Source organism: Tritonibacter scottomollicae (genome assembly GCF_032924845.1).
Taxonomy (GTDB): Bacteria; Pseudomonadota; Alphaproteobacteria; order Rhodobacterales; family Rhodobacteraceae; genus Epibacterium; species Epibacterium scottomollicae.
Map to the genome: position 1 here is coordinate 427,478 of NZ_CP136704.1, position 14,005 is coordinate 441,482.

General features: G+C 64.4%; 17 protein-coding genes. 8 read left to right on the top strand and 9 right to left on the bottom strand.

Annotation, left to right across the window (positions count from 1 at the left end):
• Positions 1–150: 150 nt before the first annotated feature.
• From R1T40_RS02670 to R1T40_RS02685, 4 genes are all read left to right on the top strand, one after another.
• A complete protein-coding gene (locus R1T40_RS02670; RefSeq protein WP_317385772.1) occupies positions 151–930 on the top strand; it encodes an SDR family oxidoreductase in 780 nt (259 codons plus the stop codon).
• Positions 931–934: 4 nt separating this feature from the next.
• Positions 935–2,053 carry a DNA alkylation repair protein gene (locus R1T40_RS02675; protein WP_317385773.1) on the top strand — a complete coding sequence of 373 codons (1,119 nt, stop codon included), beginning with the start codon at positions 935–937 and terminating at the stop codon, positions 2,051–2,053.
• Between the two features lie 81 nt (positions 2,054–2,134).
• Positions 2,135–3,250, top strand: a complete 1,116-nt coding sequence (locus R1T40_RS02680; protein WP_106163481.1) for an ABC transporter ATP-binding protein — start codon at positions 2,135–2,137, stop codon at positions 3,248–3,250.
• A 42-nt stretch (positions 3,251–3,292) separates the two neighbouring features.
• Positions 3,293–4,144, top strand: coding sequence for a GNAT family N-acetyltransferase (locus R1T40_RS02685; RefSeq protein ID WP_317385774.1), 852 nt, complete (start codon positions 3,293–3,295; stop codon positions 4,142–4,144).
• 45 nt (positions 4,145–4,189) lie between these two features.
• Here the strand turns inward: R1T40_RS02685 and R1T40_RS02690 are convergent, their stop codons facing one another.
• The 3 genes from R1T40_RS02690 to R1T40_RS02700 all read right to left on the bottom strand — a co-directional run bounded on the left by R1T40_RS02690 (position 4,190) and on the right by R1T40_RS02700 (position 5,849).
• Positions 4,190–4,879 carry a helix-turn-helix transcriptional regulator gene (locus R1T40_RS02690; protein ID WP_106163403.1) on the bottom strand — a complete coding sequence of 230 codons (690 nt, stop codon included), beginning with the start codon at positions 4,877–4,879 and terminating at the stop codon, positions 4,190–4,192.
• Between the two features lie 79 nt (positions 4,880–4,958).
• Positions 4,959–5,378 (bottom strand): ACT domain-containing protein, encoded by a 420-nt coding sequence (locus R1T40_RS02695; RefSeq protein ID WP_317385775.1) that lies wholly within the window; start codon positions 5,376–5,378, stop codon positions 4,959–4,961.
• Between the two features lie 159 nt (positions 5,379–5,537).
• Positions 5,538–5,849, bottom strand: coding sequence for a hypothetical protein (locus R1T40_RS02700; protein WP_317385776.1), 312 nt, complete (start codon positions 5,847–5,849; stop codon positions 5,538–5,540).
• A gap of 244 nt (positions 5,850–6,093) precedes the next feature.
• Between R1T40_RS02700 and R1T40_RS02705 the strand changes: the two genes are divergently transcribed.
• The 4 genes from R1T40_RS02705 to R1T40_RS02720 all read left to right on the top strand — a co-directional run bounded on the left by R1T40_RS02705 (position 6,094) and on the right by R1T40_RS02720 (position 8,708).
• Positions 6,094–6,312, top strand: a complete 219-nt coding sequence (locus R1T40_RS02705; protein ID WP_106163406.1) for a twin-arginine translocase TatA/TatE family subunit — start codon at positions 6,094–6,096, stop codon at positions 6,310–6,312.
• 6 nt (positions 6,313–6,318) lie between these two features.
• On the top strand, positions 6,319–6,816 hold the full coding sequence (gene tatB / locus R1T40_RS02710; protein ID WP_317385777.1) for a Sec-independent protein translocase protein TatB: 498 nt from the start codon (positions 6,319–6,321) through the stop codon (positions 6,814–6,816).
• Positions 6,813–7,703, top strand: a complete 891-nt coding sequence (gene tatC, locus R1T40_RS02715; protein WP_106163408.1) for a twin-arginine translocase subunit TatC — start codon at positions 6,813–6,815, stop codon at positions 7,701–7,703. The genes tatB and tatC overlap by 4 nt, the downstream gene beginning before the upstream one ends.
• A 150-nt stretch (positions 7,704–7,853) precedes the next feature.
• Positions 7,854–8,708 (top strand): ATP-binding protein, encoded by an 855-nt coding sequence (locus R1T40_RS02720; RefSeq protein WP_394805010.1) that lies wholly within the window; start codon positions 7,854–7,856, stop codon positions 8,706–8,708.
• Positions 8,709–9,079: 371 nt separating this feature from the next.
• Here the strand turns inward: R1T40_RS02720 and R1T40_RS02725 are convergent, their stop codons facing one another.
• The 6 genes from R1T40_RS02725 to R1T40_RS02750 form a co-directional block, all read right to left on the bottom strand.
• On the bottom strand, positions 9,080–10,306 hold the full coding sequence (locus R1T40_RS02725; RefSeq protein ID WP_317385778.1) for a peptidoglycan DD-metalloendopeptidase family protein: 1,227 nt from the start codon (positions 10,304–10,306) through the stop codon (positions 9,080–9,082).
• Positions 10,307–10,434: 128 nt separating this feature from the next.
• Positions 10,435–11,082 carry a protein-L-isoaspartate(D-aspartate) O-methyltransferase gene (locus R1T40_RS02730; protein WP_106163410.1) on the bottom strand — a complete coding sequence of 216 codons (648 nt, stop codon included), beginning with the start codon at positions 11,080–11,082 and terminating at the stop codon, positions 10,435–10,437.
• The gene (surE, locus tag R1T40_RS02735; RefSeq protein ID WP_317385779.1) at positions 11,079–11,861 is read right to left on the bottom strand and encodes a 5'/3'-nucleotidase SurE; all 783 of its coding nucleotides are present in this window, start codon (positions 11,859–11,861) and stop codon (positions 11,079–11,081) included. Before surE ends, R1T40_RS02730 begins: the two co-directional genes overlap by 4 nt.
• Positions 11,862–12,111: 250 nt before the next feature.
• Entirely contained in the window at positions 12,112–12,759 is a 648-nt protein-coding gene (locus tag R1T40_RS02740; protein ID WP_317385780.1) for an SDR family NAD(P)-dependent oxidoreductase, read from the bottom strand.
• A 79-nt stretch (positions 12,760–12,838) separates the two neighbouring features.
• Positions 12,839–13,096: a hypothetical protein gene (locus R1T40_RS02745; RefSeq protein WP_106163413.1), complete on the bottom strand. Its 258-nt coding sequence runs from the start codon at positions 13,094–13,096 to the stop codon at positions 12,839–12,841.
• Between the two features lie 193 nt (positions 13,097–13,289).
• Positions 13,290–13,853, bottom strand: coding sequence for a DUF2199 domain-containing protein (locus R1T40_RS02750; protein WP_317385781.1), 564 nt, complete (start codon positions 13,851–13,853; stop codon positions 13,290–13,292).
• Positions 13,854–14,005: the final 152 nt, after the last annotated feature.

The window sequence follows — 14,005 nt, forward strand, 5'->3', positions numbered from 1 at the left end:
GCTTGTTTGAGTGAACACTAGGTTCACACTTGGGCGAGAGGCGGGCAGCTATGAGAAAAAAACGCGGTCCTGACGCCGTTGTCGTCTGGCAATGGGGCGCTCCGACTGGCAGTGTCCGGGCAATTCGCTGCAATACTGGAGAAGACTGTCATGGATCTCGGCATTCACGGAAAGCGCGCATTGGTATGCGCATCGAGCAAAGGGTTAGGTCTGGGCTGTGCAGAAGCATTGGCCGAGGCAGGTGTCGATCTGGTGATGAACGCGCGCGGCACGGATGGGCTGGAAGCATCGGCTCAGCACATCCGTGATCGCTACGGCGTCAAGGTGGAGACCCAGGCAGGCGACGTGAGCAATGCTGATGATCGCGCCGCGCTGATCGCCCGCGCCGCTGGTGTCGATATCCTGGTGACCAACGCGGGCGGCCCGCCGCCGGGTGTCTGGAGCGATTGGGAGCGTGACGATTTCATCCGCGCTCTTGATGCCAATATGCTCAGCCCCATCGCGCTGATGAAGGCGCTGATGCCGACGATGATCGAAGCGGGCTGGGGCCGTGTGGTCAACATCACCTCGCAATCGGTCAAGGCGCCGATCCCGGCTCTGGGCCTGTCGAATGCGGCGCGCACCGGCCTCACCGGCTATGTGGCGGGCACGTCGCGCCAGGTTGCCGCGAAAGGCGTGACCATCAACAACCTGCTGCCCGGTATCCACGCCACCGACCGCGCGGTATCTCTCGACACCGGCGTGGCCGAGGCCAAGGGCATCTCCATGGAGGAGGCGCAGGCGCAGCGCGCGGCCAGCATTCCCACGGGCCGCTATGGCACCCGGCAGGAGTTCGGTGCCGCCTGCGCCTTCCTCTGCTCGCAGCATGCAGGTTTCATTGTCGGCCAGAACATCCTGTTGGATGGCGGCGCCACCAACATGACGATCTGATCGCATGGCCGAGGCGTTCTCGCTGAAGGATCAGCTGTTTAATCTGGAAAAGACCCGCTATCTGGCGGGGCTTTTTTCCGCCGCCGACCCGGCGTTCGATGCGGCCGGTTTCGAGCGTGCCGTGATGGCGCGGTTGCTGGATCTGGAACTCAAGGAGCGGATCAACTGGCTCGCCGCGCAGCTCTCGGCCCATGTGCCGGGCGGACTGGCGCAGGTGGCGCCGGTGATCATGGCGGCGTTGCCACCGCCGTTGGACCCGAGCCTGCGGGATGATGATTTTGGTGACTTCATCTTTGCCCCGATCGGAGAATGGGTGACGGCCCTGACCGAGGAGGAGGCGGATTTGCCTCTGGCGCTCGACCTGCTGGAGGCGATCACGCAGCAATTCTCGATGGAATATGCCATTCGCCCGCTGTTGAAACGCTGGCCGGAACCGGTGCTTGCCCGCGTCACCAAATGGGCCGCGCACGACAGCTATCACGTCCGCCGTCTGGCCAGCGAGGGCACCCGGCCGCGTCTGCCCTGGGGGCTGGCTGTGAACCTGCCGCTGGCGGCGCCGTTGCCGATCCTTGACCGGCTGCACGGCGACCCGACACGTTTTGTCACCCGCTCCGTGGCCAATCACCTCAACGATATCGCCAAGAAGGACCCGCAGCTCGTCATCGACCGGCTGACCGATTGGCAAGGGCAGGGGATTCAGGCGCAGAAAGAACTGGACTGGATCACCTCGCACGCGCTGCGTGGGTTGGTGAAGGCGGGCGATCCACGGGCCTTGCGACTGTTGGGCTATGACCCGGATCTGGCGCTGACCGCGCGGTTGCAACTGCCCGCCAGCGTGCGCATCGGTGACAAGCTCGCGCTGGGGGCTGACCTGCAGGGCGCACAAGGGGCACGGGTGCTTGTGGACTATGCGCTGACCTTTCAGCGCGCCGGTGGCAAGACCTCAACCAAGGTCTTCAAGTGGAAGACCGGCAGCCTTGGCGCGGACGGCCTCAGCCTGCAGAAATCGCATCCGCTGAAGGCGCAGGCCTCCACCTTCACCCTGTTGCCCGGCGCGCATCAGGTGACGCTGATGGTCAATGGGGTGCCGCGCGCCGAGGGCGAGGTGGAGCTCCTTGCCTGAGGCAAGCCGCCTTGATATCAGCGCCCGACGCCCGATGTTGTCACGGGACACAGGAATAAAGGCCCCGCAATGCCCCAGCAGATGACCCAATCCGCGCTGCCGCCCGCTCAGGCCGACGGCCATGAGGTGACGCCCCGGCTGGAAATCCGCAACATCCGCCGCTTCTTCGAGGGGCGCGCGGTGGTGGATGACGTCTCGCTGCGGGTGCTTCCGGGGCAGGTGACCTGTCTGCTCGGCCCTTCCGGCTGTGGTAAATCCACCACCCTGCGCATGGTCGCCGGGGTGGAGATGCAGGACGAGGGCGAGATCTATGTCGATGGCAAGCTGATCTGCGACACGGTGTTCCGCGTGCCGCCGGAGCGGCGCGAGATCGGCCTGATGTTTCAGGACTTTGCCCTGTTTCCGCACCTCAGCGTCGGTGACAACGTGGCCTTTGGCCTGAAAGGACCCAAGGAGCAGAAACGTGCACGGGCGCGCGAGCTTCTGGACCGGGTGGCGCTTGCGCAATACATCGACGATTATCCGCATCAGCTTTCGGGCGGTGAGCAACAGCGGGTGGCCTTGGCACGCGCCTTGGCGCCCAGCCCCAAGATCATGCTGATGGACGAGCCGTTCTCCGGCCTCGACAACCGCCTGCGCGACGGCATCCGTGACGAGACGCTGAGCCTGTTGAAAGAAGAGGACACCGCTGTCCTGCTGGTCACCCATGAACCCGAAGAAGCCATGCGCATGGCGGATGAGATCGCGTTGATGCGCGACGGGCGCATCGTGCAGCAGGGCGCCCCCTATAACGTCTACACCCGCCCGGTGGACAAGGCTGCGGTGGCGTTCTTCTCCGACGTCAACATCCTGCCGGCGCAGGTCAATGGTGCGCTGGCGGAAACCGCCTTCGGCCAGTTTCTCGCCCCCGGCGTGCCGGATGGGACGGATGTTGAGATCGTCTTTCGCCCACAGCACATCCGCATTGATTTCGACCGCAATGGCCGCGGTCCGGAAGCCACCAACAAGGAGGGCGTACCCGCCCGTGGCGTAGTCCAGCGTGCGCGCTTTCTCGGCAACGAGAGCCTGGTGGAGTTCCGCATGGACTTTGACGGCTCGGTGCTGAAGGCGACGGTGCCCAATGTCTTCCTGCCGGCGGAGGGACGCGCGATGTGGCTGACCGTGCCGAGGGATCGGTGTTTCGTCTTTCCACGGTGACCTTCCTCCGTCATGGTGACCTCGAAAATGACGGAGGTCGCGATGCTAGAGAACTATGAGATCCGCCCCCTGACGCGGGATGAAATCGACACCGCCGTGGCCTGGGCCGCGGGCGAAGGCTGGAACCCCGGACTGCAGGACGCGGGCTGTTTCGCGGCGCAGGACCCGCAGGGCTTTTGGGGCGGCTTCCTCGCGGGCGAGATGATCGCCTGCATCTCTGTCGTGACCTATGGCGATGCCTTTGCGTTTCTTGGCTTCTACATCGTTGCGCCGGAGTATCGCGGGCAGGGCTATGGCCGTGCGCTGTGGACAAAGGCGCTGGAACATGCGGGCAATCGCACGGTGGGGCTTGATGGGGTGGTGGACCAGCAGGAAAACTACCGCCGTTCTGGCTTTGCCTTTGCGTGGCGCAACATCCGCTTTGGCGGCGTGCCGCGCGGACGGCTGAAAGTGTCGGACGCCTATACGCTGACCTGGCTTGATACGCCCTCGGCAGAGGTCACTGCGCTGGATGCGCGTGTCTTCCCGGCGCGACGGCCTGAGTTCTGGAAGGCGTGGTTCACCACGCCGGGTCATGTCAGCATTGCGGTGCATTCCGACGGAGAAATGCAGGGGTTCGGCACTCTGCGGCGCTGCCGGAGTGGTGCCAAGATCGGCCCGCTGGTGGCCACCTCCCGCGCGGCAGCCCTGTCTGTGCTGGCGGGCCTGTTGAAGGACTGGCCCGAAGACGAAGAGGTCTTTCTGGACGTGCCGGAGCCCAATGGCTCGGCAATGGCGCTGGCCCGCGATCTGGGGCTGGAGCCGGTGTTCGAGACCGCGCGGATGTATCGGGGCAAGGCCCCGGAAGTGGCGCAAGACATGATCTACGGCGTGACCAGTTTCGAACTTGGGTAGGGTCTCGCCAGTATAAGTGATCCGGGGCGAGGCCAACGGCGCGGGTTATGCGCCCTCCGGTCCCGTCTCATAAGGTGAGTAGTCCTGCAGCCGCTTGCCTGGCTCATCCACGAACAATTCGGGCAATGCCTCGGCGGCCTCGATCAGATCAACCCGGAACACCCGGAAATCGCCACGCGTCTCGCACCAGGCGGTGAGGGTCCAGACCCGGCCCCAATATTCCATATGCAGGGGGCGGATCACCCGCTCGGTCAGGGTGCCGTCGATGCGGCGATAGCGCAGCGCCAGTTTCTGGCGCGCCTTGATCGCGGCGCGCAGGGTCGGCATCTGGGCAAAGCCCCGCGCCACATCGGCAAAAGGATAGACCGCAAATTTCCACGCATCGGCCTCGGCCACGGTCTCGACGGGCAGCACCGCATCGACCTTCGCTGCAAGGCTCTCGGCGGCGGCCTTTAGCTCCGCATCGGCGGCTTCGGCGACGATCGCCATGCCGAGGTTCAGCGCCTCCAGCTCTGCCGGGGTCAGGGTCAGCGGGGGCAGGGTGATCGCCTCGCGCACCATGTAGCCGACGCCGCGCTCGCCCTCCACCGGCACGCCCGAGGCCACCAGCGTATCCATGTCGCGATAGATGGTGCGGGTGGAGACCTCGAGCCGCGCGGCCATGTCCTGCGCGCGGTGCAGCTTGCCATCGCGCAGGATCTGGATCAGTTCGAACAGGCGGTCTGTGCGGCGCATGGGTGGTCAGGCTCTCCGATGAGTTCCCCTGCATCGCCCGCAGCCCCGCCTGCGGTCAAGAGGTGACGGATGTCGGCTTCTACGGGACAAACACATGACCGGCGGCCTCAAGCTGTGCGCGTGCCTGCTGTTCCTGTGCCGATGGCAGCAACAGATGTTCACCGTCGAACGTGCAGCAGACAAAGACGCCGATGCCATTGTCCGACAGCGGTGTGACCAGATCGCGAACAATCCCGACCGCGTCAAAGGCAAAGGGGCCGACGCTGCGCAAGCAACTCCAGCCCCGTTCGGCGATGATATTATCGGGCACGCGGTCCTCCAGACAGATCAGCGTCAGCTCGTCCTCAGCCCGTGCCATGGCCGTAAAGCCCGGCCCGTCAAACCAGTCCGGCAGGGGCGCATCCGGCGCCAGCTGCGCCACCGCATAGCGCCCGGGCAACATGCGCAGGCGTATCTGGTTGGTCCGGCTCTGATCCTTTTGATCTCTATGGCCTGTCATCCGTGGTTCTCCTGTGATGGGGCACGCCGCCTGTGCTGCGGCGTGCCCCTCTGTCGCTAGCAGAGTCCGCGCCCGTTTCTATGGAGTGAATGTGTCGCAGGCCAATGGAACGGGCTATGAGATCACGCCATGGGAGGCGGCAAAGCCTTAGGCACGGTGTCAGGCCGCCGCCATCATCCACAGGCGGGTTTCGTGTCGCAGCGCCACTGTCGCCGGGTCGATCATCCGCATCATGTCGGCGGTGCAGTCTGCTTGTGGGAACTTGGCTGCGGCCTCTCTGGCTGCCGTCATGTCGGACCAGATCACATAGTCCATCCAGCTGCCGTCCTCGCCTTTTGAGAGGCTGCGCGCCACGAACCCCGGCAGTCCGCGCACAAAATCCTCGGTCATTTGGCTTGCGGCCACATAGTCGGCATCGCTGACACCGGGGTTCAGCTTGAAAGTTACCACTTCGATCACGGCATTGCTCATCTGTCGTCTTCCTTGTCTTGACGGTTGCAATGCGCCCGTCCTAAAGCAGGGCAACTGACATAAACCTGTCAGTTGGGTGATCGGCCACGCGAAATAATACGATCAGGTCGGGTTTGGCGGTGCGGATTGCCTATGCCGCGCTTTGCACCGCAGCGCGCAGGGCCTATCACTCGGGACAGGACAACGTATTCTGGCGCCGCCCGCGAACCTCCGCGCGGCGCCCCGCTAAACGAAAGGCACTCCCATGCTCAACAATATCGGCCTTCCCGGCATCCTCCTCATCGCCGTCGTGGTTCTGGTTCTCTTTGGTCGCGGCAAGATTTCCTCGTTGATGGGTGAAGTCGGCAAGGGCATCACCTCCTTCAAGAAAGGCATCAGCGAAGGCTCCAAGGAGCTGGAAGACGACGCCGCCGAAGACGCCAAGGATGTCACCCCGGCAGACGCCGAAAAAGACAAGGTATAATCCTCTATGTTCGATCTTGGCTGGACCGAGCTTCTGATCATCGGCGTTGTGGCCCTGATCGTGGTCGGGCCCAAGGATCTGCCCATGTTGTTCCGCAACGTGGGCCGGTTTGTGGGCAAGGCGCGCGGCATGGCCCGTGAATTCAGCCGCGCGATGGAAGACGCGGCCGAGGAAAGCGGCGTCAGTGACATCAAGAAGAGCTTCAAGACCGCGACCAACCCGATGGGCGCGGCGATGGACAGCGTCAAACAGGCCACCCGTGACCTGACCGACAGCATCGACCCGACGAAATTCGACGCCGACAGCGAGACCGGCAAACTGGCCGCCGAGCGGGCCGAGAGCGCCAAGAAGATCCAGGCCGCAACCGCGCGGGCCGCAGCAGAGCGCAAGGCCAAGGAGGCCGCAGAGGCCATGGCCAAGGCGGAAGAGGCCGAAGCCGCGCTGACACCTGCCGCCGATACCGCCGCCGCGCCCTCGGCGTCTGACAGTGAGACCAAGGCATGAGCCAGACAGACGATCTTGACGATTCCGCAGCGCCGCTGATCGAGCATCTGGCGGAGCTGCGCACCCGGTTGATCCGGGCGGTGATGGCCTTTGCAGTGGGCATCATCCTCGCATTCATCGTGGCAGAGCCGATCCTGCAGTTCCTGGTGCAGCCCATCGAGGCCACCCTGCGCGAGCTGGGCGACCCCTCGCCGACGCTACAATATACCTCGCCGCAGGAATATCTGTTCACCCTGTTCCGCATCTCCATGGTGTTCGGCTTTGCGCTGTCCTTCCCGGTGATCGGCTATCAGCTGTGGCGGTTTGTGGCCCCGGGGCTCTACAAGAACGAAAAGGGCGCCTTTCTGCCGTTCCTGATCGCCTCGCCCTTCATGTTCCTGCTGGGCGCGAGCTTTGCGCAATTTGTGGTGACACCGCTGGCGATGCAGTTCTTCCTCGGGTTTGCCGATGTCAGCTCTATCTTTGCCGGGCTGCTGTCGCAGGCCACCGGCGGCGATGTGCCCGGTGATGTGGCCGTGGTGCCGGAGACCTCCGAAGGGGTGAAGATCACCTTCTTCGGCAAGGTCAACGAGAGCCTTGATATCACGCTGAAATTCATCATGGCCTTTGGCCTGTGCTTCCAGCTGCCCGTGCTGTTGACCCTGATGGGCAAGGCCGGGCTGGTCAGCGCCGAAGGTCTCGGCGCGATGCGCAAATACGCGGTGGTGGCGATTCTGGTGCTGGCCGCCTTGGTGACCCCGCCGGATGTGATCACCCAGATCATCCTGTTTACCGTTGTGTATGGGCTCTATGAGGTGTCGATCTTCCTGGTGCGTCGGGTGGAACGCAAACGCGAGGCGCAATTGCGCGCTGAGGGCTTCTACGATGATGAGGTCGACGGCGAGTGATCCTCGCCGCTCTCCTCCGACCCTGAGATATGAAAAGGCGCGCCCCACGGGGCGCGCTTTTGCGTTGCGGAGGCTGCAGGTCGCGCCCCTTGCCGCTTGGATCGGAACATGGTTTGTCATCGCTCAACTCGCGAAGGAAGGACCACAGAGATGGCACAGGATTTGGATCAGGACGCATTGAGCCGCATTGCAGAGGCGCTGGAGCGCATGGCGCCGGCGCCACTGGCCACCCCGGATTTCGCCGCCGCGTCCGGCTTTGTCTGGCATGTGGGCCCGGACCGGCTGGAGCCGGTGCCGCAAATCAACCGGGTGGAGCTGGACCTCTTGGTGGGGATCGAGCGTTCGCGCGACACGTTGCTTGAGAACACCCGCCGCTTCGCCGCCGGGCACGCGGCCAACAATGCGCTGCTCTGGGGCGCGCGCGGCATGGGGAAATCCTCGCTGGTGAAGGCGATCCACGGCACGCTGGCGTCCGAGTTTGGCGATCTCAAGCTGGTGGAGCTGCAACGCGAGGATCTGCCCTCGGTGGCGCGGTTGCTGAACCATCTGCGCGATGCGCCGCATCGGTTCATCCTTTACTGTGACGACCTGTCGTTCAGCCATGATGACCAGCATTACAAGAGCCTGAAGGCGGTGCTGGATGGCGGCATCGAGGGCCGGCCGGAGAATGTGGTTTTCTACGCCACCTCCAACCGCCGCCACCTGATGCCGCGCGATATGATTGAGAACGAGCGGTCATCGGCGATCAACCCGTCCGAGGCGGTGGAGGAGAAGGTCTCGCTGTCGGATCGCTTTGGTCTGTGGCTGGGCTTCCACCCCTGCAACCAGGACGCCTATCTGGCGATGATCGACGGCTATTGCGCTGCCTATGGCGTGGACGTGGACCCCGAGACCCTGCGCGCCGAGGCGATCGAATGGCAGGCCACTCGTGGTGCCCGCTCGGGCCGGGTGGCCTGGCAGTTCTTCACCGATCTGGCCGGACGGCACGGCGTCACCCTGCGTTGATGGTGAGCTGACCGTGCGGTCAGGCGCACGCCGCAGCCCGGCAGGGCTGCGGCGCTTGGCCCAACGGGTTTGATCGTCGCGGCAGCGGCGGGGGAACCGGGCGGGAGCGCTACGGGAGGGGTACTGATCGGTGATTTGCGGACTGATGGGCTGGGGCGGGGCGCGACATACTCTGGCTGCGCCTTGCGGCCAGTCTCAGAGCGCTTGGCCCATCGGTGAGACATGCCCAACGCGAGGTTCCCGCGTTCGTCGTATAGGTTGGAGAGGCGGGGGACCTCCCGCCCGTCGCCCACGCGCTTGCGCGCCCGGCTCCCGTTGGGCCGGGCGCCGGACCTTGCGGTCCGGCGCGGCGCCTGTCGCCAGCGGCGGATTTACTGCAGGTAGGGCAGAGGGTCGACGCTTTCGAAACCGTCACGCACCTCGAAGTGGACATAGGCCTCGTCTGCGCTGCCACGGAGCTGGGCGATGGATTGACCGCGATTGACGCGGTCGCCCTTCTTGACCTTGATGCCATCCACATTGGCGTAAACCGACAGGAGGTTGCGATCGTGGCGGATCACGATGATCGGGACCTTGTTTGAATCCTCCGTGATTGCGGCAACGGTTCCCGCCTCCGCCGCTTTTACAGGGCTGCCCGGCGCGGCTGAAATGTCGATGCCGTCGTTTTTGCCCTTCGAATAGGCGCGGACGATCTTGCCCGTCACCGGGTACGCCATGGCAGCCTGAGAGGCGCGCGTCGGCTGTTCGACCTTGACCGTCGGCTTGGGATCCGTGCGGGCATCGGCGGCAGGTTTCACCTTTTCATCGGGCAGCGGTTGGGTGGCGCTGGGAGGCGTTGGCGTGCTGCTGCCCTGTCCGGGGGCGGTGACCGAGGTTTCGGTCTCTACGGCCGCGGGAACCGGCGCGTTTGGATCTTTCAGAGGGATCAGCAGGTATTGCCCTTCGCGGATCGCGAAATCGCTGCCAAGGCCATTCCACTCCGCCAGAGACTTCACCGGGATCTGGTAGAGGCGGGCGATGGTATAGGCGGTCTCCCCACGCGTGACCTTGTGGCGGACGGGCTCGGGGCCACCCTGGACGCGCGTCGGCGCCGGTTTGGCCGGTGTGGTCTGCAGCGTGGTGGTGGTGACGGAGCCCGGATTGGGCGAACTTTCCGGCGCATTGTCGATGGCACTGCCAGCCAGCGAGGCAATATCGACTCCACCAGGGGAGCGGTTGCCACCGCGTGCCGAAGTCTCGGGCGCACGGCGCGGCATCACCAGAACCTCACCGCGGCGCAGCTGATCCGCTGTCTCAACGCCATTGAACCGTGCCACTTCCACTGCGGGAAGGCCAACACGTCTCGCCAGATCGGCAACCGTGTCGCCATTGCGCGCCACGGCAACCTGATAGGAGGGGTAGGTGATCAGACCGCGGGTGTCCGGCGCCGGGCGGGTCTCGGTCGCCGTCTGTGCGGCCTTGGTGGTGTTGAACGCGCCGATCTGACCACGCAGGTCATAATCCAGCGGCGCCGTACAGGCGGCGGCCACCAATGTCAGCGGCAGCAGCGCTGCCGGACGCAGGGATCTGGGGCGGAAGACCTTGCTGGGGCGGGTCATGTCTCTTGCTCTCCTCGAATGGTGTCCCCGTTCTGGCGGAGACTTGGACGGCAGCGTTCTGTTTTCATGCCCGGGCCTGTCCGGAAGACCGCTACAGCGCAACGGGGCTGCTGAGGGAATAGGACAGCTCAGGTGTCTTTTCCAAGCCCTTCCAGCAGAGGAACAAAGCGGACCGGGCGCAATTCATCATATTCCAGCCCATTTTCCATCTTACGCACACGAATGAGCGTTTGCACGGCATCAGATTGCCCAACCGGCACCACCATGATGCCGCCGACCTTCAATTGCGCCAGGAGCGGACCGGGCGGGTCTTCGGCGGCGGCGGTCACGATGATTCGATCAAAGGGCGCCTGATCCGGCATGCCATGGCTGCCATCGCCGACCATCGAGGTGATATTGGCAAGCCCGAGCCGCTGGAACACCTGCCGCGCCTCCTGCACCAGCCGGCCATGGCGATCCACGGTATAGACCCGGCGCGCAAGCTTGGCGAGCACGGCGGCCTGATAGCCTGACCCGGTGCCGACTTCGAGCACGGTGTCGCGGGCATTGACCTGCAGGGCCTGGGTCATCAGCCCCACCACGGAGGGCTGAGAAATGGTCTGACCACAGGCGATCGGCAGTGGCACGTCCTCATAAGCCCGTTCGGAAAAGAAGCCGCGCAGGAACAACCCGCGATCTATCGCTTCCATCGCTTCGAGCACCGTCGACTCCGTCACCCCGCGTGAGCGCAGGGCGAATAGAAACTGCATCTTGGTTTCAGCGTCCAGGCCACTCATTCGATCGCCTTCAGGGCCTCCAGCGTGTCATGCGCCGTAAGATCCGCACGCATCGGTGTGACAGAGATGAAGCCCGCAAGGTTCGCCGCCGCGTCGGTGCCGGGTGCGGTGGTGACCTGCTGGTCGCCGCCCTTGACCCAGATGAAGCGCTTGCCGTTGGGCGAGAACTGCTCTTGCGCCGAGAACCGCTTGCCCTCGCGGCAGCCCTGCGTGGTGACGCGGGTGCCTTTGACATCGGAGGCGGCAACCGGGGGGAAGTTGATGTTGTAGAACAGGCCGTAGGGCTGATTGTTTGCAGGCTGTGCGGCCAGCAGCTTGCGGACCACATCGGCACCATGCTGACGCGCGGCTTCGAACGGATTGTCCAGATCGCGGTTCTCACTGCCGAAATACTGCGACAGCGCCATCGCGGGCACGCCTTGCAACGCGCCTTCCATGGCTCCGCCGAGGGTGCCAGAATAAAGCGCGTTTTCGGCGGAGTTGTTACCGCGGTTCACGCCCGACAGCACCAGATCGGGGCGATGGTCCTTCATGACCACATGCAGGGCCGCCAGTACGCAGTCCGCCGGCGATCCTTCGGCGGCGAAACGGCGCGGGCCCAGTTCCGACAGGATGGAGGGATGCGTGTAGCTGATGCAATGGCCAACGCCGGATTGCTCGAAGGCGGGCGCGACGGTCCAGACCTCGCCGTCAGATCCGGCAAGATCGGCGCCTATCGCTTCCAGCACGGCCAGTCCGGGTGCGCTGATGCCGTCGTCGTTGGTGACCAGAATGCGCATTGTGACCCCTTGCGTATATTTTGTATTTTCTGCGGCGTTTTCGTCCGTTTTGGGCTGCTTGCACAGCCCTTCGGGCTGGCCCCTGAATAGGCGGCAGGGGGCGGCAGGGCAAGGTTTTTGCCCGGATTTTCAGCTGGGGAGAGGGGACTGTGTGACCAAATCGCCCGTTTTGTCGCGATCAGGGCATGGGGCCGGGGCGTGGCCCCATGCCCTGAATGTTCTGAGCCGGAAAATCCGACCCCCGGTGACCTCAGTCCGCGAGGATCTGCGGCAGCAGCTCCGCTGCAGCCTCGGTCGGCGAGGTCAGCGCATCACGATCTTCACCGGGGAAGAAACGGGCGCGCAGGGCGGTGGGCATCGGCGGCGGTGTCAGCAGGCGTACGGAGGGTCCGGTGCGCGCCGTTTCCGCCTGCCAGCTGCGGGCAAGCGCGATCTGAGCCGCCTTGGTCGCGCCATAGGCGCCAAAGAACTTTTCGCCCGCGCGTGCATCGTCAAAGAACACGGCGCGACCGGATTGACCCAGAAGCGGGGCGATATAGGGGATCAGCACCGACGGGGCGCTGGCATTGATGTCGACCGATTTCTTCCAGTCCTTGGCTGCAACGTGATGCGCAGGGCTGAGAGGGGCGGCATGAATGGCGCAGTGGAGCCAGAGATCCAGCTTGCCCCAGCGATCAAAGATGCCACGACAGAGGGTCGCCATCGCCTCGGGTACGGTGATGTCCATCGGCGCAAGGGTGGCAGAGCCGCCAGACGCCTTGATGCGGTCGTCCAGCTCTTCGAGCGCGCCCGTGGTCCGGGCGACGGCAATGATGTGATGAGTGGGCGCAAGCGCCTCGGCCAGAGCGGCGCCAAGGCCCCGCGAGGCCCCGGTGATAAGGGCGAGTTTTTCGGTCATGGGCGCCTACATGCTGCGCGGTTGCGCCGGGGTCAAGCCCCGCGACATCTGCGGGGGATCGCTGCGACGAGATGCGCACTCAGTTGGTGAAGATCGGCAACCGCCCGACTTCGCCGCCGCGTTCGATCAACAGCCCCTCGACATCAATGCCGACGATACGCCCGATCGGCAGCCGTTCACCGGTCTTGACCGTTTTGATGCGACCTGAGGCCAGGCGCACCATGCCCTGCATGTCGTTTGGTGTCCCGAACAGGCCAATCAAAGAGAGGTTACGGTCGGGCAGCGCGTTCTTCTCGGTGGCGAGGGCTTCTGCGGTTGCAGTTTGAGAGTTGGCCATGTCGGCTCCAGCACCCGTGCCCGGACCGGCGAACCGGTGACCGAACAGGCGGGAATGTCATATGTGAGTGGTGTGTCGCGTGAGTGTGCGGCGCTGGTATCAGCACGCGTGGACCGGCGGAAGCGGGGGCAGGGGCGCCCCGGCGGTGCGCAGCCGACGCCAGGCGGCTCAATGCGCAGAACAACGCTTGTTCTCAGGCGTCATACACCAGAGAGGCAAGATCGTGCCCATAGGCGTGCAGGAAGACCAGCAGTTCTTCGAGATCGAGACCCAGCTCCTGCATCCGGGCGAGATTATGATTGACCTCGGACACCTGCAGCTCCGGATATTGCCCCTCGGGGCGCATGTGCAGCATGCAGGCCAGCGGGCCGCCGCTCTCGGGCGGGATCTGGTTCGACAGCCACGCGGGTTGGCTGCCCATGCTCTCGCCCTCGCGCAGCTCAAACAGGTCAAGATATTCGTCAAAGACGTCCTCGCTGACACCGGCCCAGGTGCCGAGGATGAACTCCTCGCCGCGCGAATCCGCCAGCGGAATGGCCAGCACCGCACGCAGGAACCGCAGGCTTCCGAAGCGGCAGAAATCCTCGGTCAGCACATCGCCTTCTGAGACAAAGATGGCGGTGTTGTCCTGCACCTGCAAATCCGCCGGCACGATGTCGGGCCGGTCGCAGGAGAGGCTGAGGAGCTGAGCAAAGGTCCCGCCGCAGCAGCGGCACTGACGCGAAGAACTCAGCATACGGGCAAGATGCGCGTCCAAGAAGGCGCCCCTTTCGAAAATCAAATAGAGAAAGGCGCTGACCTGTGCGGGTCAGCGCCATTGGCGGTGTTTGCGCCGCTCCATTACGCCTGTTGAGCGCAAAGTGCAATCGCTGAGCATGGTGCGCCGTGCAGGTCGCAGCCCCTGTTTGG